Source organism: Flavobacterium sp. (assembly GCF_031537875.1).
GTDB lineage: Bacteria > Bacteroidota > Bacteroidia > Flavobacteriales > Flavobacteriaceae > Flavobacterium.
This window is the reverse complement of the sequence record NZ_JAVKNB010000007.1, coordinates 143,924-163,557: the sequence shown is the minus strand read 5'-3', so window position 1 is coordinate 163,557 and position 19,634 is coordinate 143,924. Positions and strand designations below refer to the sequence as shown.

Here is a 19,634-nt window from a genome sequence, read left to right as displayed (position 1 = left end):
AGCTTTTCATTGGTCTAACTACTAAACCCGGTCAGCTTACAAGGCCGACCAAACAACACAACTAGCCTTAGATACCATTTTTGGGCAAAAAAGCACTTCTTTACGAAGTGCTTTTCCCAATTTAGCGGTCTGGACGGGACTCGAACCCGCGACCCCATGCGTGACAGGCATGTATTCTAACCAACTGAACTACCAAACCTCTGCTTAATTGCGGTTGCAAATATACAACAGATTTCCATTTACGCAAGTGTTTTTAGAAAAAAAATTAAATATTAGTTCTTGAAATCAACCAAAGTTTTGTTTCTCAACCAAATAGGTCAATAGGATTTTTTCAAAATTTTCACCAACCGCTACGGGAACATATTGAATTCGATTTTGAGCACAAGTCAACGCTACCTTTTTGAAATAGGTTGTGACTTCATTTTTATATTCCTGTTGAACTGAATCGGCAAAAACAGCCACTTCTTCTCCAGTTTCCATATCCACAAATTTTCGAGGAGCCGTATCAAAATCAAAGCTTAATTCTGTTTTGGCATCATAAACGTGAAATAGCACCACTTTGTGCTTATTGTGTTTCAAATGTTGCAAAGCCGTAAACAACGCTGCTTCATTTCCGGATTGAAACATATCAGTGAACAAAATAATCATCGAACGACGATGAATTTTTTCGGCGATTTGATGTAAGAAAGTAATCGTATCGGTATTTTTTGAAACTTTGGGTTGTTCCAAAAGTCCCTCAAGCGCATTCAAAATCATTCGATGGTGGCGATCACTTCCTTTTTCGGGCGCATAATATTCATAGGTGTCTGAAAAAACACTTAATCCTACGGCATCACGTTGCTTTTTCAGTACATTCATTAAAACTGCTGCTGCCAATACAGAAAAACCGATCTTACTTTCATAAAAATTCTGATTGGGTTTTAAAACAGGATAGTGCATCGAAGACGAATTGTCGATAATAATATGACAGCGTAAGTTGGTTTCTTCCTCAAATTGTTTGGTGTACAAACGATCGGTCTTGGCAAATAATTTCCAATCGATGTGCTTTGTACTCTCACCAGAATTATACACTTTATGCTCAGCAAATTCAGCAGAAAAACCATGAAAGGGACTTTTGTGCATGCCTGAAATAAAACCTTCCACCACTTGATGAGCCAATAACTCCAAATGCTGAAAACTAGAAATTTTATCTCTTTGCGCTTCAATCTTCATCTTTCAAATATAGGAAAACGATCGGTATTTTTATACTAAAAAAGGGCTGACTTTCGTCAACCCTTTTTAGTATATATTATAATCTAATGATTACAACAAAGCATCTAAACTATCTGCGTAGGTTTGTTTTGGAGCTACTCCTACTTGTTTCCCAACTACTTCTCCATTTTTAAAAATCAAAACTGTTGGAATGTTTCTAACACCATATTTTGCCGCAAATTCTTGGTTAGCATCTACGTCTACTTTACCCACAACTACTTTACCTTCGTATTCATTGCTTAATTCGTCAACGATTGGCCCAACCATTCTACATGGTCCACACCAAGCTGCCCAAAAATCTACTAATACTGGTTTGTCTGATTTTAAAACTACTTCGTCAAAAGTAGCATCTGTTATTGCTAATGCCATAATATCTTTGTTTTTGTTTGTTTATTAATTGTACTGCAAATTTATAAATTAAAAACCATTCCTCTATCAATCCTAAATTAGTTTTGATTATGAATGTATTGCCTTTTTTTATGTGTTCGGCTAATTCAACTTAAAGTTGATTTGTCTTTTTTCTAATTCCAACAACAACTCATTGGATATTTTGACTTTTAATTTTCTACTAGGCATACTTAATTTAGTTACCACATTGATTTCTTCTACTTCAGTGGTTGTACTGATCTTTTGTGCTTCCATCAAAGGAACGTCAACATCTTCTGTATCCGTTTCTTCTACAAATACTTCCTCATCCGTTTCAGCAATTTCAGCGGTGGTTTCAACAATTTTGGTAATTTTTTCTAATTCCATAATTTCGAAAGTAACCGTATTATCCCCTTTATTCTCTTGAAAAAGTTGGTTCAACTGCTGAATAAAATCAGTTTGAATATCGTTGATATTCAATAAAAGAACCAGTTTTTTTGCAAATGACGGCAATACATCTTGTAGATATTGAATCAACGTAAATTGCAAACGAGGCTCTCCTTTTTTGCCTGTCTCTTTGTCGGCCCAACCTTCTTTAACCAACACTCGCATATAGGTAAAGTTATTCTGAATTAGAAAGTGACGAAATTTCAAATATTCTTCACCAAAAATTCTAAATTCATAACTTTCATCATAACCTTCTAAAGAAAAAGAAGCCCAACCTTTACCATTTTTAGCTACACGATGTTGTACATTATTAATAATTCCACCAAACGAAAGGGTTTTACCAACGAACTGTTCTAAGTGTTTTAGCGCTTCTAGTTTAGCGTTACAGAAGTATTTCATTTCGAATTTATAATCATCCAAAGGATGTCCAGAAATATAAATCCCAACTACTTCCTTCTCCTTAGCTAATTTCTCCATCGTACTCCAATCCTCACAAGGCGGCACAACTGGCTCAGCAATTTGTACATCGCTGCTTTCGCCAAACAAACTCACCTGTGAAGAATTTTCGTTTTCTTGAAACTTAGCTCCGTAGCGCATCGCTTTTTCATAGAAAGTAATTCCATCTCCATCATCATGAAAATATTGCGCGCGGGTGGTTCCTTCAAACGAATCAAATCCGCCGGCTAACGCTAAATTTTCTAAAGCTTTTTTATTGGCTGCACGCAAATCAATACGTTTAGTCAAATCAAAAATGGACTTGTATTTTCCGTCTTTTCTATTTTCTACAATTGTAGCTACAGCACCCGAACCTACTCCTTTTATCGCTCCCATTCCAAAACGAACGGCATAATCATCATTTACTGTAAACTTATAGAAAGACTCGTTGACATCTGGACCTAAAACTTGCAATCCCATTCGTTTACATTCTTCCATAAAGAACGACACTTGCTTGATATCGCTCATGTTATTAGAAAGTACCGCCGCCATGTATTCAGCAGGATAATTCGCTTTCAAATAGGCTGTTTGATAGGCAATCCAAGCGTAACAAGTAGAGTGCGATTTGTTGAACGCATATTCGGCAAAGGCTTTCCAGTCGTTCCAAATTTTCTCTAATTTGTCTTTGGCGTGTCCTTTTGCCATGGCTTGTTCAATAAATTTTGGCTCCATTTTAGCCAAGACATCGATCATCTTTTTTCCCATCGCTTTACGCAAAACGTCGGCATCTCCTTTAGAGAAATCGGCTAGTTTTTGCGACAAAAGCATTACTTGTTCTTGATACACCGTAATTCCGTAGGTGTCTTTCAATAATTCTTCGCAATCGGCCAAGTCATATTTTATAGGCTCTTCACCATTTTTACGTTTAATAAAACTTGGAATGTAGGCAATCGGTCCCGGACGGTACAAGGCATTCATGGCAATCAAATCAGGGAAAACCGTTGGTTTTAATTCCTTCATATATTTTTGCATTCCAGGACTCTCGTACTGAAAAATCCCTACTGTCTCACCACGTTGAAAAAGCTCGTATGTTTTTAGATCATCAATAGGAAATTCATCAGGATTCAATTCGATACCCGTTCTGTATTTCACTAATTTAACCGTGTCTTTGATTAAAGTTAGGGTTTTCAAACCCAAGAAGTCCATCTTCAATAACCCGGCACTTTCTACCACTGAGTTGTCAAATTGGGTCACGTACAAATCCGAATCTTTGGCAGTCGAAACTGGTACAAAATTCGTAATGTCATCGGGGGTAATAATCACACCGCAGGCATGAATTCCTGTATTTCGAAGATTTCCCTCTAATACTTTAGCTTGCTGAATGGTTTCTCCTCCTAAATCAGTTCCGCCTGCTAAAGCAATTAATTCTTTAATTTTATCGTATTCTTCTGGACGAACCGTTTTCTTGATTAAAGCGTCGTCTTCATTTAAAAAACGAGCCAAATTCCATTTCGACGGCATCATTCCCGGAATTAATTTCGCTATTTTATCCGCTTCAAACAAGGGTAAATCCAATACACGCGCTGTATCACGAATGGCTGATTTCGTTGCCATTTTACCATAGGTAATAATTTGAGCCACTTGTTTAGAACCGTATTTTCGAATTACATAATCCATTACACTGCTTCTACCTTCATCATCAAAATCAATATCAATATCGGGCAATGACACACGATCTGGATTCAAGAAACGCTCAAAAAGTAGGTTGTATTTCAGTGGATCAATGTTGGTTATTTTCAAGCAATATGCCACCACCGAACCTGCTGCAGAACCCCTTCCTGGTCCCACAGACACCCCCATATTTCGAGCCTCAGCAATGAAATCTTGTACAATCAAAAAGTACCCTGGGTAGCCTGAATTTTCAATCGTCATCAACTCAAAGTCCAAACGTTCTTGAACTTCGGGAGTGATTTCTGCATATCTATTCTTTGCCCCTTCAAAAGTCAAATAGCGCAAATACTTATTTTCTCCTCGTTTTCCTCCATCAACTTCATCTTCTGGAACTAAAAACTCGGCGGGAATTTCAAACTTGGGCAATAAAACATCTCGGGCTAAATCGTAAATCTCAATTTTATCTACAATTTCGGCAATATTCGAAATCGCCTCAGGCAAGTCGCCAAAAAGCTGCTTCATTTCATCGCCTGATTTGAAATAATATTCCTGATTGGGCAATCCGTAACGATAGCCTCTTCCACGACCTATCGGTGTAGTTTGTTTTTCACCATCGCGCACACATAATAAAATATCGTGCGCATTGGCATTTTCTTTATCGATATAAAAGGTATTATTAGTCGCTACAACCTTCACTTCATGTTTTCTTGCCAAAGCAATCAAAGCGGTATTCACCCGATTTTCATCTTCTTGATTGTGGCGCATGACTTCTATGTAAAAATCATCTTGGAATTCGTTTTTCCACCAAAGCAAGGCTTCTTCCGCTTGGTTTTCACCCAAATTCAATACCTTATTTGGAATTTCTCCGTAGAGATTTCCAGACAAAACAATAATATCTTCTTTGTATTCTTGAATGACTTTTTTGTCAATTCTTGGCACATAATAAAACCCTTCTGTGTAGGCAATCGAAGACATTTTAGCCAAATTATGGTAGCCTTTTTTGGTCTTTGCCAAAAGGACAATTTGATAACCATTATCTTTTCTTGACTTGTCTTTATGGTCTTCGCACACAAAAAATTCACATCCTACAATAGGTTTCATAGGAACTTCGGTAGGCTCCTCTCCATTTTCAACGGCAGCTTTATTTTTGGCTGCCACCGATTTATTATGCGCTAAAATATCACGAACAAAATGAAATGCTCCCATTAAATTAGCGTGGTCTGTCATCGCTACAGCAGGCATTTTTTGCTGTGCTGCCGCTTTTACCAAAGCCGCAATACTTATAGTAGATTGCAAAACCGAAAATTGAGTATGATTATGAAGATGCACAAAATCAGCGTCAATCAGTACTTTTTTATTCTCCGAAAGAGTGGCTTTAGAAACGGTTGTCGCTTGTTTTTCTCCAAACTGCTGACGAATTTTATCCGAAGCTTCCTTTAGATTGATATGTTGCAATCCAATTAACTCAATTTCTCTTGGATTTCTATTTTGAAAATCCTGGAAATAAGAAGCTGGTACATCAAGTTCTTCTTTTGTAAATATTTCGCGACGAATTAATTCTAGAAAACATCGAGTAGTAGCTTCCACATCGGCAGTCGCGTTATGAGCTTCTGCAAAAGGTCGTTTAAAAAGATAACTATGTAATTCTGTTAAGGTAGGCAATTTGAACTTTCCACCTCGTCCACCTGGCAGTTGCAAAAGAGACGCTGTTACTTCGGTACACGTATCCAAAACTGGCATCGAAGCCATTGGCGACTCCACTCCCATTCGGTGAAATTCACACCCCATAATATTGATATCAAAACCTAAATTTTGACCCACAATAAATTTGGCTTTCGCCAACGAAATATTGAATTTTTCTAAAACTTCTGCCAAAGAAATTCCTTCGGCTTCCGCCAATTCGGTAGAGATACCGTGAATTCGTTCCGCATCATACGGAATATTAAACCCTTCTGGTTTGACCAAATAATCTTGATGCTCGATGAGTTTTCCCATATCATCATGCAACTGCCAGGCAATTTGAATGCATCGCGGCCAGTTGTTAGTGTCGGTGATTGGGGCATCCCAACGCTTTGGTAATCCTGTGGTTTCGGTATCGAATATTAAGTACATAAATCTCCGTCCCAGCCCGTCCTGATAGGTCGGGAATCAAAATCGGTCGAATTTTGATTGTTTATTTAACTGGTTGTAAACATTTTAAAATTAGTAAAGCTCCTGAAAAAGGAGTTTCAAATTTAGTTTTTTTTAGCCTAAAATAATCGGTAAGTTATTAACAAAAAAACGAGGTTTGATTTTTTTGGATGTCGTAAAATTAGTTCAAAAAAATAGTCAAAAACATCCGCTTCTTTTTTTTAAAAAAAGACTACTTACACCTTAAAAAAGTAATGCAAACCCAAATCTTAAATTGGCCATTTTTTTCAAATTATGACTATTTTACACCCAAATGTTACATTTTTTCACTCAAAAACCATCAATTTAGACCAAAACAAGCCTAAATTTGCAAATTCTCAAAAGAGAGTAAATTGCATTAAAAAGAAGTTTCAAAAGGACTCTTATTACTAAACTGTAGAAAAAACTATTCGAAACCCACTCCTTTAGAATACTAATAGTATCATTAAAGGTATTTTGGGTATCGTATATACTACATATTGTATCAATAGTACTTTAATTCTTTTTTTAAATTTGCATAAATTGTTACAATTGTGCCTTATAAGCCTGTTGTGAAATACAGAAATACATTTAAAAAATAGTTACAATGAGTAAGACATTATTTGACAAAGTATGGGATTCGCACGTAGTGCGCAAAATTGAAGATGGACCAGACGTGTTTTTTATTGACCGTCATTTCATCCATGAAGTTACTAGTCCTGTTGCTTTTTTAGGTTTAAAAACAAGAGGTATCTCGGTTTTATACCCAGAGCGTACTTTTGCTACTGCCGATCACAATACACCAACCATAAATCAACACTTACCAGTTGCAGATCCGCTATCCGCTAATCAATTAAAAGCGTTAGAAGTGAATGCAAATGAATATGGTATTTCTCACTGGGGATTGGGTCACCAAAAAAATGGAATCGTTCACGTAGTAGGTCCTGAAAACGGAATTACTTTGCCTGGAGCCACTATTGTTTGTGGTGATTCACATACTTCTACTCACGGAGCTTTTGGTGCCATTGCTTTTGGTATCGGAACTTCTGAAGTTGAAATGGTATTGTCTACACAATGTATTATGCAGCCAAAACCTAAAAAAATGCGCATCAACGTTAATGGTCAATTAAGTAAAGGTGTGGGTCCAAAAGACGTAGCACTTTATATTATTGCACAATTAACTACTTCTGGTGGAACTGGATATTTTGTAGAATATGCAGGGGATGTTTTCGAAAACATGACCATGGAAGGACGTATGACTGTGTGTAACCTAAGTATCGAAATGGGTGCGCGTGGAGGAATGATTGCTCCAGATCAAACTACTTTTGATTTCCTAGAAGGAAGATTACACGCTCCAAAAGGTGAAGCTTGGGATAAAGCCGTAGCGTATTGGAAAACATTAAAAACAGATGCTGATGCCGTATTTGATGCCGAATTAAACATCAATGCTGCGGATATTGAACCAATGATTACGTATGGTACTAATCCAGGAATGGGAATTGGTATTTCTAAACATATTCCAAATGCTAATCAAGTTGAAGGTGGCGAAGAAACTTACAAGAAATCATTGGCTTATATGGGCTTCGAAGAAAATGATGTAATGATTGGAAAACCAATTGACTACGTTTTCTTAGGAAGTTGTACTAATGGTCGTATTGAAGATTTTAGAGCCTTTACTGAAATTGTAAAAGGAAGAAAAAAAGCAGACAATGTTACCGCTTGGTTAGTTCCAGGTTCTCATGTTGTGGAAGCACAAATAAAAGAAGAAGGATTATTGGATATTCTTACTGAAGCAGGATTTGTATTGCGTCAACCAGGTTGTTCAGCCTGTTTAGCAATGAATGACGACAAAGTACCTGCAGGAAAATATGCAGTAAGTACATCCAACAGAAACTTTGAAGGTCGTCAAGGACCAGGTTCTAGAACCTTATTGGCAAGTCCAATTATGGCTGCTGCAGCTGCAGTTACAGGAAAATTGACAGATCCTAGAGATTTATTTTAAGAATATATAGATTACATAAAAAATAGTGATCGAGATTTACTTTTCTGTACAGAAAATCAAAACTCTTCAATCGCTAATCAAAAATCAAAAATCAAATGGCATACGATAAATTTAATGTTCTTAGAAGTAGTGCGGTGCCACTACCTATAGAAAACGTAGATACCGACCAAATCATCCCAGCACGTTTCTTAAAAGCAACAAAACGTGAAGGTTTTGGAGATAATCTTTTTAGAGACTGGAGATACAATGGAGATGATACTCCAAAAACTGATTTCGTTTTAAACAATTCAACTTACAGTGGTAAAATCCTTGTGGGTGGCAAAAACTTCGGTTCGGGTTCTTCAAGAGAACACGCTGCTTGGGCAGTGTACGATTACGGATTCAGAGCAGTAGTATCTAGTTTCTTTGCTGATATTTTTAAAGGAAATTGTTTGAATATTGGCGTACTTCCTGTTCAAGTAAGTCCAGAATTTGCTGATACCATTTTCAGCGCTATTGAAGCAGATCCAAAAACTGAATTGGAAATCAATTTACCAGCACAAACGATTACGCTATTGGCTACAGGTCAAAGCGAATCATTTGCTATCAATGGATACAAAAAGAACAATATGATCAACGGTTTTGATGATATTGATTACTTACAAAGTATGAAAGAAGAGATTGTTGGTTTTGCCAACAAATTGCCTTACTAAAAATAGACCAAACAAATGCAGTTACTTGATGTCAAATCTACCATTTGACTGAGTAACTGCTTTTACCGTTTTAGACCAAATAGAATAATCTGATTTCAAAATACAGAAATCAAAGTGCTTTTAGAATCAAATTTATAATGGGAAAAAGAAAAATTGAAATAATGGACACGACACTTCGCGATGGAGAACAAACATCGGGAGTATCTTTTTCTGCTGCAGAAAAATTAACCATTGCACAATTGTTGCTTGAAGAATTAAATATTGATCGCATCGAAATTGCTTCGGCGCGCGTGAGCGAAGGAGAATTTCAAGGAGTGAAAGGCATTATGGAATGGGCTTCAGCCAAAGGTTATACTGATAAAATTGAAGTATTATCCTTTGTAGATGGCGGTGTTTCTATCGAATGGATGAAAAAAGCAGGTGCCAAAGTTCAAAATCTATTGACCAAAGGTTCGCTCAACCATTTGACCCATCAATTAAAGAAAACTCCTGAACAACATTTTACTGAAATTGCTCAGGCAATCGCTTTAGCAAAAGCAAATAACATTGAAACCAACGTATACTTAGAAGATTGGAGCAACGGAATGCGAAATTCTCCTGACTATGTTTTTCAATATTTGGATTTTTTAACACAGCAACCAGTTAAAAGAATCTTATTGCCAGACACTTTGGGCGTATTAATTCCGTCAGAGACATTTGAATTTATTTCAAAAATCACGGCCAAATACCCAAACACTCATTTTGATTTTCATGCGCACAACGACTACGATTTAAGTGTTGCCAATGCTATTGAAGCAGTAAAAGCAGGGATTCACGGCTTACACGTTACTGTAAACGGAATGGGAGAACGTGCTGGAAATGCACCATTAGAGAGTACCGTAGCGGTTATCAATGATTTTATTCCAGAGGTAAGCATCAACGTAAAAGAATCTTCATTGTACTCCGTAAGTAAGTTGGTTGAAACCTTTACAGGCTATAGAATTCCAGCCAACAAACCAATTGTAGGCGACAACGTCTTCACACAAACTGCAGGAATTCACGCCGATGGAGACAACAAAAACAATCTGTATTTCAATGATTTACTTCCAGAACGTTTTGGAAGAAAAAGAAAATATGCTTTAGGGAAAACTTCCGGAAAAGCGAATATCGAAAAGAACCTTCAAGAATTAGGATTACACCTGAACCAAGAAGATTTAAAATTAGTTACCCAACGAATTATCGAATTGGGCGACAAAAAAGAAACCGTTACCAAAGAAGATTTGCCTTATATCATTTCCGATGTTTTGGATAGCCAAACCTATGAAGAACGTATCACCGTGGAATCGTATGTATTAGTTCACTCCAAAGGAATGCGCCCATCGACTACGCTTTGTCTAAAAATTGACGGAGAAATTATCGAAGAAAACGCACAAGGTGACGGACAATTTGATGCTTTTATGAATGCGTTAGCTAAAATTTACAAAAGCAAAAAAATGAGTTTGCCAAAATTAGTGGACTACGCCGTGAGAATTCCTCCTGGAAGTAGCTCGGATGCGTTGTGCGAAACCATTATCACTTGGACCAACAACGGTAAAGAATTCAAAACTCGCGGATTGGATTCTGATCAAACCGTAGCCGCTATTGTTGCCACTCAAAAAATGCTGAATGTAGTAAGCATCTAAATAGATAAACAAATAAATAACACGAAAAATAATACCAAATGAAATTCAATATTGCTCTTTTAGCCGGAGACGGAATAGGACCAGAAGTAATTAATGAAGCTGTAAAAGTTTCGGATGCTATTGCAAAAAAATTCAATCACGAAATCAACTGGACACCAGCACTAACGGGAGCTTGTGCTATCGATGCGGTTGGCGTTCCTTACCCTGATGAAACACACGAAATCTGTATGAAAGCCGATGCGGTTTTATTTGGTGCCATTGGTCACCCAAAATACGATAACGATCCTTCAGCAAAAGTTCGTCCAGAACAAGGGTTGTTGTTGATGCGTAAAAAATTAGGATTGTTTGCTAATGTACGTCCAACTTTTACTTTTCCTTCATTGATTGACAATTCTCCTTTAAAAAGAGAGCGTATCGAAGGAACTGATTTAGTTTTCTTAAGAGAATTAACAGGAGGTATCTACTTTGGTGAAAAAGGCAGAAAAGACAACGGCGATACTGCTTTTGACAACTGTGTTTACACTAGAGCAGAAGTACAACGTTTGGCTAAAAAAGGGTTTGAACTAGCGATGACCCGTAGCAAAAAACTATGTTGTGTAGACAAAGCTAACGTATTAGAAACCTCTCGTTTGTGGAGAGAAACCGTTCAAGCAATGGAAAAAGACTATCCAGAAGTGGAAGTGTCGTATGAATTTGTGGATGCCGTTGCGATGCGTTTGGTACAATGGCCTAATTCGTATGATGTCTTAATTACTGAAAACTTATTTGGAGACATTTTAACAGATGAAGCTTCTGTAATTTCAGGATCAATGGGATTAATGCCTTCGGCTTCTGTGGGAGAACACACTTCATTATACGAACCAATTCACGGATCGTATCCACAAGCAACAGGATTGAATATCGCTAATCCATTAGCAACTATTTTATCAGCAGCGATGATGTTTGAAGATGCTTTTGGATTAAAAGCAGAGGCAGAAGCGATCAGAAACGTAGTTAACAAATCATTAGAAGAAGGAATTGTTACTGAAGATTTAGCTCCAAAAGGATCAAAAGCTTACAAAACAAGCGAAGTAGGCGATTGGTTAGTGGCGAATTTGTAATAGAAATCAACTTAAAATAAAAAAGGTGTCAATTTTCATTGACACCTTTTTTTATATAAAGAAAAAATACTAATATCCTCCTCTACCTCCACGGTCTCCACCGCCACGGTTGTTTCCGTAACCTCCGCGTGAATCTCCACCACGGTTGTTGTTAAAACTTCTTCTTTCGCCTTCTGGTTTAGGCTCAGATTTGTTTACTACAATTGTACGTCCTTGAACAGTAGCACCATTCAATTCATCAATTGCTTTTTGAGCTTCCTCGTCGCTTGGCATTTCAACAAAACCAAAACCTTTACTTCTACCAGTAAATTTGTCAGTAATAATTTTAACTGAATCTACTGCTCCGTAAGCCTCGAAAGACTCTCTTAAATCTGCTTCCTCAATACTGAATGGAAGACTTCCCACAAAAATGTTCATATAAACTTGTTTAATTAAGGGACAAATGTAGTCTTAATTAATCCTAATCTACTATGATTGAACTTATTTATGATTTATTTATCATAAAGGGAATTCAAAGTCAGCTAATTAGTACAAAAAATGCTAAACAATTATCTATCATTAAAATACGATTCAGATTAGCATTTTTAAATAAAAAATGTATCTTTGCACCCTTAATTAACCGAGGTCGAGTACCTCAAAATTTAATCATAAGATTATGTCAGTAAAAATTAGATTACAAAGACACGGTAAAAAAGGAAAACCTTTTTACTGGGTAGTAGCAGCAGACGCTCGCTCAAAAAGAGATGGTAAATACTTAGAGAAAATCGGTACTTACAACCCAAACACTAACCCAGCAACTGTTGAATTAAACCTTGACAGCGCAGTAAAATGGTTACACAATGGTGCACAACCAACGGATACTGCAAAAGCAATCCTTTCTTACAAAGGTGCCTTATTGAAACACCACTTAGATGGAGGAGTTCGTAAAGGTGCATTAACTCAAGAACAAGCTGATGCTAAATTAGCTGCTTGGTTAGAAGCAAAAGCTGGTAAAGTAGATGCTAAAAAAGATGGTTTATCAAAAGCGCAAGCTGATGCTAAAGCAAAAGCTTTGAAAGCAGAAAAAGAAGTTAACGCAAAACGTATCGCTGCTGCGGCTCAAGCTGAAGCTGATGCAATTGCTGCTGCAACTCCTGCTGTAGAAGAAGAAGTAGCTGTTGAAGCTGCTGCTGAAGAAGTAACTGAAACTGAAGAAGTAGTTGTTGAAGCTGCTGCTGAAGAAGTTGCAACTGAAGAAGCTCCTGCTGTTGAGGAAACTCCAGCTGCAGAAGAAAGTAACGAAACAACTGAAGCATAAATTCTCTAAGCGACAATGCGTAAAGAAGATTGTTTCTATTTAGGTAAAATCGCTAAAAAATTTAGTTTCAAGGGTGAAGTCTTAGCTTATTTAGATACTGACGAACCCGAGTTATACGAAAATCTGGAATCAGTGTTTGTTGAATGCAACAAACACTTGGTTCCTTTTTTTATTGAAACATCTTCACTTCATAAAAACGACTTTCTTAGAGTTCGCTTTGAAGATGTAACTACAGAAGAAGAAGCCGAAGCCTTATTAGGCAATGACCTTTACCTTCCTTTAAGTATGTTACCCAAATTAAGTGGTAATAAATTCTACTTTCATGAAGTAATTGGGTTTGAAGTAGAAGACCAACGTCTTGGTATAGTTGGAAAAATTCAATCCATCAACGATTCCACCGCGCAACCTCTTTTTGAAGTACTTAAGGGCGATGTCGAAATCCTAATCCCAATGATTGACCATTTCTTGGTAAAAATTGATCGCGAAAATAAAAAAGTAGTGATGAATTTGCCAGAAGGATTGATTGAGATGTACCTTTAAGCCATTTTAGATTCGCTGCGCTTTTAGATTAATAGAAACGTCTGCGACTTTAGAAAAAATCGAAGAAGTCTAATATTCTAAAAAATCTAAGTTGTCTAAATTCCAATTCAAACAATTTTCTGTTCAGCAAGAGCAATGCGCCATGAAAATTGGCACAGACGGAGTTCTATTAGGGGCTTGGGCGCCAGTCGAGCAAAATCCGTTTAGCATTTTAGACATTGGAACTGGAACTGGTATTATTGCTTTAATGTTGGCACAACGCTCTACTGCGCAACAAATTGATGCTTTAGAAATTGACGAACAAGCTTACGAACAAGCGACCGATAATTTTGAAAATTCACCTTGGAACGACCGCTTATTTTGTTTTCACGCAGGTTTAGACGAATTCATGAAAGAGCCAGAGGATGAGTACGATTTAATTGTATCTAATCCACCTTTCTATGCCGAAGATTACAAAACTAATAACGATCAACGTGATTTGGCTCGCTTTCAAGACGCACTCCCATTTGAAGATTTAATTGAAGCTGCAGATTTATTACTTTCTGAAAACGGAATATTGGCAGTCATAATTCCTTTCAAAGAAGAAGACCGATTTTTGGCTATTGCCAAGGAATTCGAACTGTATCCAACAAGAATTACACGAGTTAAAGGAACCCCAACTGCCGAAATAAAACGCAGTTTATTGGCGTTAAGCCGAAATAAAACTACCCTATTCTCTATTGACGAACTGACCATCGAAATTGGACGTCATGAATACACCCCTGAATACATCGCACTAACTCAGGATTTTTATTTAAAAATGTAATTGTTTTCTGGAAGTAAACAACTATTAAAGTATTTATAAAATCGATACTAAAAGTAGCTGTAAAACAAGAAGCTTTTCTATTTTTACAAAAAATTCAAGACATGAATATCGAAACAATTAACCACAGTATTCAATCTCAAAAAGAGGTATTATTACAACACCCCTTATACAATAAAGTACAGTCCATTGAAGACTTGCACCGATTTTTAGAAAGTCATGTGTATGCCGTTTGGGATTTTATGTCTTTGCTTAAAGCATTGCAATCTAAACTGACTTGTACCACAACCCCTTGGTTTCCTACAGTCAATACCGAAACACGGTACTTAATCAACGAGATTGTTGTTGCCGAAGAAAGCGATTTAACTTTAGACGGTCGTCGTCAGAGTCATTACGAAATGTATTTGGAAGCGATGCAAGATTGTGGTGCAGACACAACAGAAGTAGCAGGTTTTTTAGCGAATATCAATTCGTTAAACAATATTTTTGTAGCCATCAAAACAAGCAACTTACACCCTAATATAAAAGCCTTTTTAGATTTTACTTTTAGAGTAATTGAGGAAGGGAAAACGCACGAAATCGCAGCTGCTTTTACCTTTGGTAGAGAAGACTTAATTCCGAGTATGTTTACTTCGATTTTGAAAAATTTTCAAGCCAATTTTCCTGAAACAGATTTAAAAAAATTGATCTATTATTTTGAAAGGCATATCGAATTGGATGCAGACGAACATGGTCCTATGGCAATGCAAATGATTACCGAGTTATGCGGAACCGATACTCAAAAATGGAAAGAAGTCGAGGCTGTTTCTATTCTTGCTTTGGAAAAACGTATTGGACTATGGAATGCTATTGAAGAAAGTATTTCTTTGAAAACTGAAATGGCTTAAAACCATCAAACATAAAAAAAGCGAGAAAAATTTCTCGCTTTTTTATTAACTCTCTGGGGCCAATTCCAGTTCCAAACCATCTAACTCTTCAGTGATAGGAATTTGACAACCCAAACGGCTATTGGATTTCACATAAAAAGCTTCGGATAACATAGCCTCTTCATCGTCTCCTTTTTCAGGTAGAGGCACATCATTCAAAACATAACATTGACAAGAAGCACACATCGCCATTCCGCCACAAGTCCCTTCTACCGGAAGCTCATAAGCCTTGCATAATTCCATGATATTCATCGCCATGTCTGTAGGCGCCTGTAATTCATGTACCACTCCTTCTCTGTCTTTAATTTTAATTAAAACGTCCATTCTTATTTATTTCTAGTTGTGTGTATATATTCAAAAAACAGAAGCTATTTAAAGCACGTTAACTACTGTTTCTATTTGGGGTGCATATTTTTTGATTGTAGTTTCCACTCCTGCTTTTAAAGTCATTTGGTTTACACTACAACTAGTACAAGCTCCTTCTAAACGAACTTTCACATGCTTGTCTTCTTCAATTTCAACTAGTGAAATGTCTCCACCATCTGAATTTAAAAAAGGTCTAATTTCGTCTAAGGCTTTTAGCACATTAGCCAATACTTCTTCTGTTGTCATATCTTCAAAAATTATTTTTTAACCGCTGAACAACCCGCCATTGTGGTAATTTTTATCGCTTCGGTAGCAGGTAAACTATCATTTCTATTCACTGTTTGTTGGACTACATTTCGTGTAATTTCTTGGAAAACCGATTCAATTAGAGATCCTTCTTGCATTGCTGCAGGTCGTCCAAAATCTCCCGCTTCGCGAATGGATTGTACTATTGGTACTTCGCCAAGGAATGGTACATTCAAGTCGGCAGCCAAGTTTTTAGCACCTTCTTGTCCAAAAATATAGTATTTGTTATTCGGTAATTCTTCTGGTGTGAAATATGCCATGTTTTCTATAATTCCTAAAACAGGCACATTGATAGCCTCTGACAAGAACATTGACACTCCTTTTTTGGCATCTGCCAAAGCCACAGCTTGAGGAGTACTCACTACAACAGCACCCGTGATAGGCAAAGATTGCATAATAGAAAGGTGAATGTCTCCAGTACCCGGCGGTAAGTCAATTAACATAAAGTCTAATTCTCCCCAATCAGCATCAAAAATCATTTGGTTCAAGGCTTTCGCAGCCATTGGCCCACGCCAAATAACTGCTTGACTTGGCGAGGTAAAAAAACCTATCGATAGAATTTTTACTTCATAACTTTCAATTGGTTTCATTTTAGATTTCCCGTCCACTTCAATAGAAATTGGCTTCTCGTTTTCAACATCAAACATAATTGGCATTGAAGGTCCATAAACATCGGCATCTAAAACCCCTACTGAGAATCCCATTCTAGCTAATGAAACAGCTAAGTTAGCTGTAGTGGTAGATTTTCCTACTCCACCTTTTCCAGAGGCAACAGCAATAATATTTTTAATTCCTGGAATGGCTTTCCCTTTTATTTCAGGTTTATCAGCCACTTCTACTTTAATATTTACTTTGATTTTAGCTTCTGGAGAAACTAAATCGTGAATGGTTTTTTTGATATCATCTTCGGCTCTTTTTTTGATGTGCATGGCTGGGGTGTGCAATACCAAATCAACCACTACCTCATCTCCAAAAGTAATCACATTTGCAACTGCTCCGCTCTCCACCATGTTTTTTCCTTCACCTGCAATTGAAATGGTTTCTAAGGCTTTCAGAATCTCTTTTCTATCTAATTTCATTTTGTTTGTTCAAAAAAATTACGCGTTTAAATATTCCATTTATTTAAACTGAATATGAATTGCAAATATAACAGATTCTATTGTTATTTCACCGCTTTTAGATTGGATTTATTGATAATCAAATCGAGACTTATTATTTGATTTCAACTGTAAAAAGGAGGGTTATTTTTGGATTTCTGGTGTCCAAAAATGAATTTCAAAATCAACAATTTGGTTGTCTCTAACTTGAATTCCTTCGTTTTCTAATAATTGTTGCATTAAATTAGTTCCGTCAAAATGCAATTTCCCTGTCAACAATCCTTTCCTATTGACTACTCGATGCGCTGGAACATCTTCTAAATGATGTGAAGCGTTCATTGCCCAACCCACCATTCTTGCTGAACGTGCGGTTCCTAGAGCTTTGGCAATAGCTCCATACGAGGTAACTTTCCCGTAAGGAATTTGTCTTACAATAGCATAAACGCGTTCAAAAAAATTATCGTTTGATTTTGCCATCAATTATTTATTTCAAATAATATTTAACAACATTAAATAAGGTAATCAATGCAATGATTCCCGTTATAATCCCTATGATTTTATTCATATTTTGCATAAAGAAATCCGTCTTACTTTCTATTTTATTAAAGAAAGAAATGTAGCCATAAAAAACAAGAAAAGAACCCAAGATAGCACCTGCTACAAACACCATCACCGAAAGCGGTGCGAAGGTGAACCAACCATAAGAAGCTAAAGACAAACTCACTACTACATAATAGGGAACAGGGAAGAAATTTAATGCCGACAACAACATTCCTAGAAAAAATCGAGTCGAAGTACGTTGTTTTTTGATTTTGCCTTTTTTCTTTTGAGGCGTTTTGGCAATACCCAAAAAATAAATAGTGAGCAATGCAAAAACACCACAACCCACTTCTCTAAATAAAACCACTACTTGAGGACGTGATCCAATGAATTGAGCAAACAATAAAGCCAAATACACTTGGAAAAAGATGACAATAACTGCTCCAATTACAAACCAAAGTGCAGCACGTTTTCCTTCTTTGATATCTACCTTGGCAGCTGTCATATTGATTAACCCTGGAGGAAGAATCCCCACAACAGCGCTAATAAATCCGAAAAATAATGCGGTTATTATAGTCATATAGTGCCTGTTTCAGTACTAATGTGTTGCTTTTACTCCAATTCCTGAAACCGAAACGACACTATTTAATTTTAAATCGAATATACGTAATTGCCTTGTTAATTTCTAAGTATTGTTTTTCATAAAACGTTTGAAAAGCAGTAACTTCTTCAGGACTTCCTTCGTTTTTGTACACATTATGATTGGCATACAATACTTCATGTCCTTCTCCGTGCAACAAACCAAGGGTGTATCCGTGCATGAATTCACTATCTGTTTTCAGGTTCATCACACCTTCTTTTTTCAAGATTTTTTTATACAATTGCAAAAATTCTGAATTGGTCATTCTGTGTTTCGTACGCTTGTATTTGATTTGTGGATCTGGAAAAGTAATCCAAATTTCGTCCACTTCATTTTCAGCAAAAATATGATTAATCAATTCGATTTGAGTTCGAACAAACGCCACATTGTGCAGTCCTGTTTCTACAGCAGTTTTAGCCCCTCGCCAAAAACGAGCTCCTTTAATATCAATTCCAATAAAATTTTTGTTAGGATATCTTTCGGCTAAACCAACAGAGTATTCTCCTTTTCCACAGCCTAATTCTAAAACAATAGGGTTGTCATTTTTAAAAAAATCAGCATTCCATCTCCCTTTCAACGGAAATAAATCACCCACTACCTCTTCTCTTGTTGGTTGAAAAACATTAGTGAACGTTTCGTTTTCCTTGAACCTTTTTAATTTATTTTTACTTCCCACTTGTATTCAAATATTTCGACAAAATTAAGGAAATATAAACGCAAAAAAGACTCCTTTTGAAAAAATAAATTCGCAGTAAATCCCTTATTGTTTAGCCCGTAGCTTTTGAATTAAAAGATCCTCAATGGGCGTTTTTATTTTCACTACTTCTTTAGTAGTGTCATTGGGGATGGTCATTGACAATACATACTGTTTAATTTTCCACTCTTTGCCAATTTTAACCATAACCCCTGACCCTCTACAAATTTTCATTTGAGTATCTAGAAGTTCGTCAAACCAAGCTAAATTTCCCGTTGCATCAAAATAAATATGACGTTCTAGTGCAGTAAAAGACCAAGCCTTTCCTTTGTCAAAATACGGTTTGGCAAACTTTTCAAAACCGGCACGATTCCAGTTTTCATTGGCATCTGTTCCTATAAAAACGGCATCTTCTGTCATTAGCCCAAAATAAGCATTGTAATCTGCATTAGCAGCCGCTTTATGCCAGGCGTTCAAAGTAGAAGTTACAGCCGATGTTTGGGCAGGGCAAGTAGTGGTAGTCAAAAGAAACATTCCTAAAGCAACTAAAATACTAGGTTTCATATGGTATGATTTTTATTCAATTATTATACATAGTTACAAAATAATTCCTCCTTTTTTTAACCAAACGAGATATTTTTTGTAAATTTAAT

General features: G+C 36.6%; 19 protein-coding genes and 1 tRNA gene. 8 read left to right on the top strand and 12 right to left on the bottom strand.

Annotated features, from left to right (window positions below; genetic code table 11):
• Nucleotides 1-125 precede the first annotated feature (125 nt).
• The 4 genes from RMR09_RS03765 to dnaE all read right to left on the bottom strand — a co-directional run bounded on the left by RMR09_RS03765 (nucleotide 126) and on the right by dnaE (nucleotide 6,282).
• Nucleotides 126-199 (bottom strand) — tRNA-Asp (locus RMR09_RS03765).
• Between the two features lie 86 nt (nucleotides 200-285).
• Nucleotides 286-1,212 carry a DUF58 domain-containing protein gene (locus RMR09_RS03760; protein ID WP_310594477.1) on the bottom strand — a complete coding sequence of 309 codons (927 nt, stop codon included), beginning with the start codon at nucleotides 1,210-1,212 and terminating at the stop codon, nucleotides 286-288.
• A gap of 90 nt (nucleotides 1,213-1,302) precedes the next feature.
• Complete coding sequence (trxA, locus tag RMR09_RS03755) at nucleotides 1,303-1,620, bottom strand: thioredoxin (protein ID WP_229318210.1); 318 nt, start codon at nucleotides 1,618-1,620, stop codon at nucleotides 1,303-1,305.
• Between the two features lie 120 nt (nucleotides 1,621-1,740).
• Complete coding sequence (dnaE, locus tag RMR09_RS03750; RefSeq protein ID WP_310594476.1) at nucleotides 1,741-6,282, bottom strand: DNA polymerase III subunit alpha; 4,542 nt, start codon at nucleotides 6,280-6,282, stop codon at nucleotides 1,741-1,743.
• A gap of 643 nt (nucleotides 6,283-6,925) precedes the next feature.
• On the opposite strand from dnaE, the gene leuC reads away from it, so the two are divergent.
• The 4 genes from leuC (at nucleotide 6,926) to leuB (ending at nucleotide 11,773) form a co-directional block, all read left to right on the top strand.
• Entirely contained in the window at nucleotides 6,926-8,320 is a 1,395-nt protein-coding gene (leuC, locus tag RMR09_RS03745; RefSeq protein ID WP_310594475.1) for a 3-isopropylmalate dehydratase large subunit, read from the top strand.
• A 95-nt stretch (nucleotides 8,321-8,415) separates the two neighbouring features.
• Complete coding sequence (leuD, locus tag RMR09_RS03740; RefSeq protein WP_310594474.1) at nucleotides 8,416-9,012, top strand: 3-isopropylmalate dehydratase small subunit; 597 nt, start codon at nucleotides 8,416-8,418, stop codon at nucleotides 9,010-9,012.
• Between the two features lie 137 nt (nucleotides 9,013-9,149).
• A complete protein-coding gene (locus RMR09_RS03735) occupies nucleotides 9,150-10,673 on the top strand; it encodes an alpha-isopropylmalate synthase regulatory domain-containing protein (protein ID WP_310594473.1) in 1,524 nt (507 codons plus the stop codon).
• Between the two features lie 38 nt (nucleotides 10,674-10,711).
• Nucleotides 10,712-11,773, top strand: a complete 1,062-nt coding sequence (gene leuB, locus RMR09_RS03730) for a 3-isopropylmalate dehydrogenase (RefSeq protein ID WP_310594472.1) — start codon at nucleotides 10,712-10,714, stop codon at nucleotides 11,771-11,773.
• Nucleotides 11,774-11,842: 69 nt separating this feature from the next.
• On the opposite strand, the gene RMR09_RS03725 is transcribed toward leuB, so the two are convergent.
• Entirely contained in the window at nucleotides 11,843-12,190 is a 348-nt protein-coding gene (locus tag RMR09_RS03725; protein WP_310594471.1) for an RNA-binding protein, read from the bottom strand.
• Between the two features lie 238 nt (nucleotides 12,191-12,428).
• Between RMR09_RS03725 and RMR09_RS03720 the strand changes: the two genes are divergently transcribed.
• From RMR09_RS03720 to RMR09_RS03705, 4 genes are all read left to right on the top strand, one after another.
• Nucleotides 12,429-13,070 (top strand): 30S ribosomal protein S16, encoded by a 642-nt coding sequence (locus RMR09_RS03720; RefSeq protein ID WP_310594470.1) that lies wholly within the window; start codon nucleotides 12,429-12,431, stop codon nucleotides 13,068-13,070.
• Nucleotides 13,071-13,085: 15 nt separating this feature from the next.
• Nucleotides 13,086-13,610, top strand: a complete 525-nt coding sequence (gene rimM, locus RMR09_RS03715; RefSeq protein ID WP_310594469.1) for a ribosome maturation factor RimM — start codon at nucleotides 13,086-13,088, stop codon at nucleotides 13,608-13,610.
• A 142-nt stretch (nucleotides 13,611-13,752) separates the two neighbouring features.
• A complete protein-coding gene (locus RMR09_RS03710) occupies nucleotides 13,753-14,415 on the top strand; it encodes a methyltransferase (protein WP_310594481.1) in 663 nt (220 codons plus the stop codon).
• Nucleotides 14,416-14,516: 101 nt separating this feature from the next.
• Nucleotides 14,517-15,299, top strand: a complete 783-nt coding sequence (locus tag RMR09_RS03705; RefSeq protein ID WP_310594468.1) for a DUF3050 domain-containing protein — start codon at nucleotides 14,517-14,519, stop codon at nucleotides 15,297-15,299.
• Nucleotides 15,300-15,344: 45 nt separating this feature from the next.
• On the opposite strand, the gene RMR09_RS03700 is transcribed toward RMR09_RS03705, so the two are convergent.
• The 7 genes from RMR09_RS03700 to RMR09_RS03670 all read right to left on the bottom strand — a co-directional run bounded on the left by RMR09_RS03700 (nucleotide 15,345) and on the right by RMR09_RS03670 (nucleotide 19,545).
• A complete protein-coding gene (locus RMR09_RS03700) occupies nucleotides 15,345-15,662 on the bottom strand; it encodes a 2Fe-2S iron-sulfur cluster-binding protein (protein ID WP_264533929.1) in 318 nt (105 codons plus the stop codon).
• Nucleotides 15,663-15,710: 48 nt separating this feature from the next.
• Nucleotides 15,711-15,950: a NifU family protein gene (locus RMR09_RS03695; RefSeq protein ID WP_296687247.1), complete on the bottom strand. Its 240-nt coding sequence runs from the start codon at nucleotides 15,948-15,950 to the stop codon at nucleotides 15,711-15,713.
• Nucleotides 15,951-15,961: 11 nt separating this feature from the next.
• Complete coding sequence (locus RMR09_RS03690; RefSeq protein ID WP_310594467.1) at nucleotides 15,962-17,089, bottom strand: Mrp/NBP35 family ATP-binding protein; 1,128 nt, start codon at nucleotides 17,087-17,089, stop codon at nucleotides 15,962-15,964.
• A 162-nt stretch (nucleotides 17,090-17,251) separates the two neighbouring features.
• Complete coding sequence (locus RMR09_RS03685; RefSeq protein WP_310594466.1) at nucleotides 17,252-17,584, bottom strand: MGMT family protein; 333 nt, start codon at nucleotides 17,582-17,584, stop codon at nucleotides 17,252-17,254.
• 7 nt (nucleotides 17,585-17,591) lie between these two features.
• The gene (locus RMR09_RS03680) at nucleotides 17,592-18,227 is read right to left on the bottom strand and encodes a LysE family transporter (protein WP_310594465.1); all 636 of its coding nucleotides are present in this window, start codon (nucleotides 18,225-18,227) and stop codon (nucleotides 17,592-17,594) included.
• Between the two features lie 61 nt (nucleotides 18,228-18,288).
• Nucleotides 18,289-18,963 (bottom strand): tRNA (guanosine(46)-N7)-methyltransferase TrmB, encoded by a 675-nt coding sequence (gene trmB, locus RMR09_RS03675; RefSeq protein WP_310594464.1) that lies wholly within the window; start codon nucleotides 18,961-18,963, stop codon nucleotides 18,289-18,291.
• An 84-nt stretch (nucleotides 18,964-19,047) separates the two neighbouring features.
• Nucleotides 19,048-19,545 carry a nuclear transport factor 2 family protein gene (locus tag RMR09_RS03670; protein ID WP_310594463.1) on the bottom strand — a complete coding sequence of 166 codons (498 nt, stop codon included), beginning with the start codon at nucleotides 19,543-19,545 and terminating at the stop codon, nucleotides 19,048-19,050.
• Nucleotides 19,546-19,634: the final 89 nt, after the last annotated feature.

Coding starts and splice junctions, on each gene's coding strand:
- RMR09_RS03760 (WP_310594477.1), bottom strand. CDS start 1,212: ATGAAGATTGAAGCGCAAAGAGATAAAATTTCTAGTTTTCAGCATTTG.
- trxA (WP_229318210.1), bottom strand. CDS start 1,620: ATGGCATTAGCAATAACAGATGCTACTTTTGACGAAGTAGTTTTAAAA.
- dnaE (WP_310594476.1), bottom strand. CDS start 6,282: ATGTACTTAATATTCGATACCGAAACCACAGGATTACCAAAGCGTTGG.
- leuC (WP_310594475.1), top strand. CDS start 6,926: ATGAGTAAGACATTATTTGACAAAGTATGGGATTCGCACGTAGTGCGC.
- leuD (WP_310594474.1), top strand. CDS start 8,416: ATGGCATACGATAAATTTAATGTTCTTAGAAGTAGTGCGGTGCCACTA.
- RMR09_RS03735 (WP_310594473.1), top strand. CDS start 9,150: ATGGGAAAAAGAAAAATTGAAATAATGGACACGACACTTCGCGATGGA.
- leuB (WP_310594472.1), top strand. CDS start 10,712: ATGAAATTCAATATTGCTCTTTTAGCCGGAGACGGAATAGGACCAGAA.
- RMR09_RS03725 (WP_310594471.1), bottom strand. CDS start 12,190: ATGAACATTTTTGTGGGAAGTCTTCCATTCAGTATTGAGGAAGCAGAT.
- RMR09_RS03720 (WP_310594470.1), top strand. CDS start 12,429: ATGTCAGTAAAAATTAGATTACAAAGACACGGTAAAAAAGGAAAACCT.
- rimM (WP_310594469.1), top strand. CDS start 13,086: ATGCGTAAAGAAGATTGTTTCTATTTAGGTAAAATCGCTAAAAAATTT.
- RMR09_RS03710 (WP_310594481.1), top strand. CDS start 13,753: ATGAAAATTGGCACAGACGGAGTTCTATTAGGGGCTTGGGCGCCAGTC.
- RMR09_RS03705 (WP_310594468.1), top strand. CDS start 14,517: ATGAATATCGAAACAATTAACCACAGTATTCAATCTCAAAAAGAGGTA.
- RMR09_RS03700 (WP_264533929.1), bottom strand. CDS start 15,662: ATGGACGTTTTAATTAAAATTAAAGACAGAGAAGGAGTGGTACATGAA.
- RMR09_RS03695 (WP_296687247.1), bottom strand. CDS start 15,950: ATGACAACAGAAGAAGTATTGGCTAATGTGCTAAAAGCCTTAGACGAA.
- RMR09_RS03690 (WP_310594467.1), bottom strand. CDS start 17,089: ATGAAATTAGATAGAAAAGAGATTCTGAAAGCCTTAGAAACCATTTCA.
- RMR09_RS03685 (WP_310594466.1), bottom strand. CDS start 17,584: ATGGCAAAATCAAACGATAATTTTTTTGAACGCGTTTATGCTATTGTA.
- RMR09_RS03680 (WP_310594465.1), bottom strand. CDS start 18,227: ATGACTATAATAACCGCATTATTTTTCGGATTTATTAGCGCTGTTGTG.
- RMR09_RS03670 (WP_310594463.1), bottom strand. CDS start 19,545: ATGAAACCTAGTATTTTAGTTGCTTTAGGAATGTTTCTTTTGACTACC.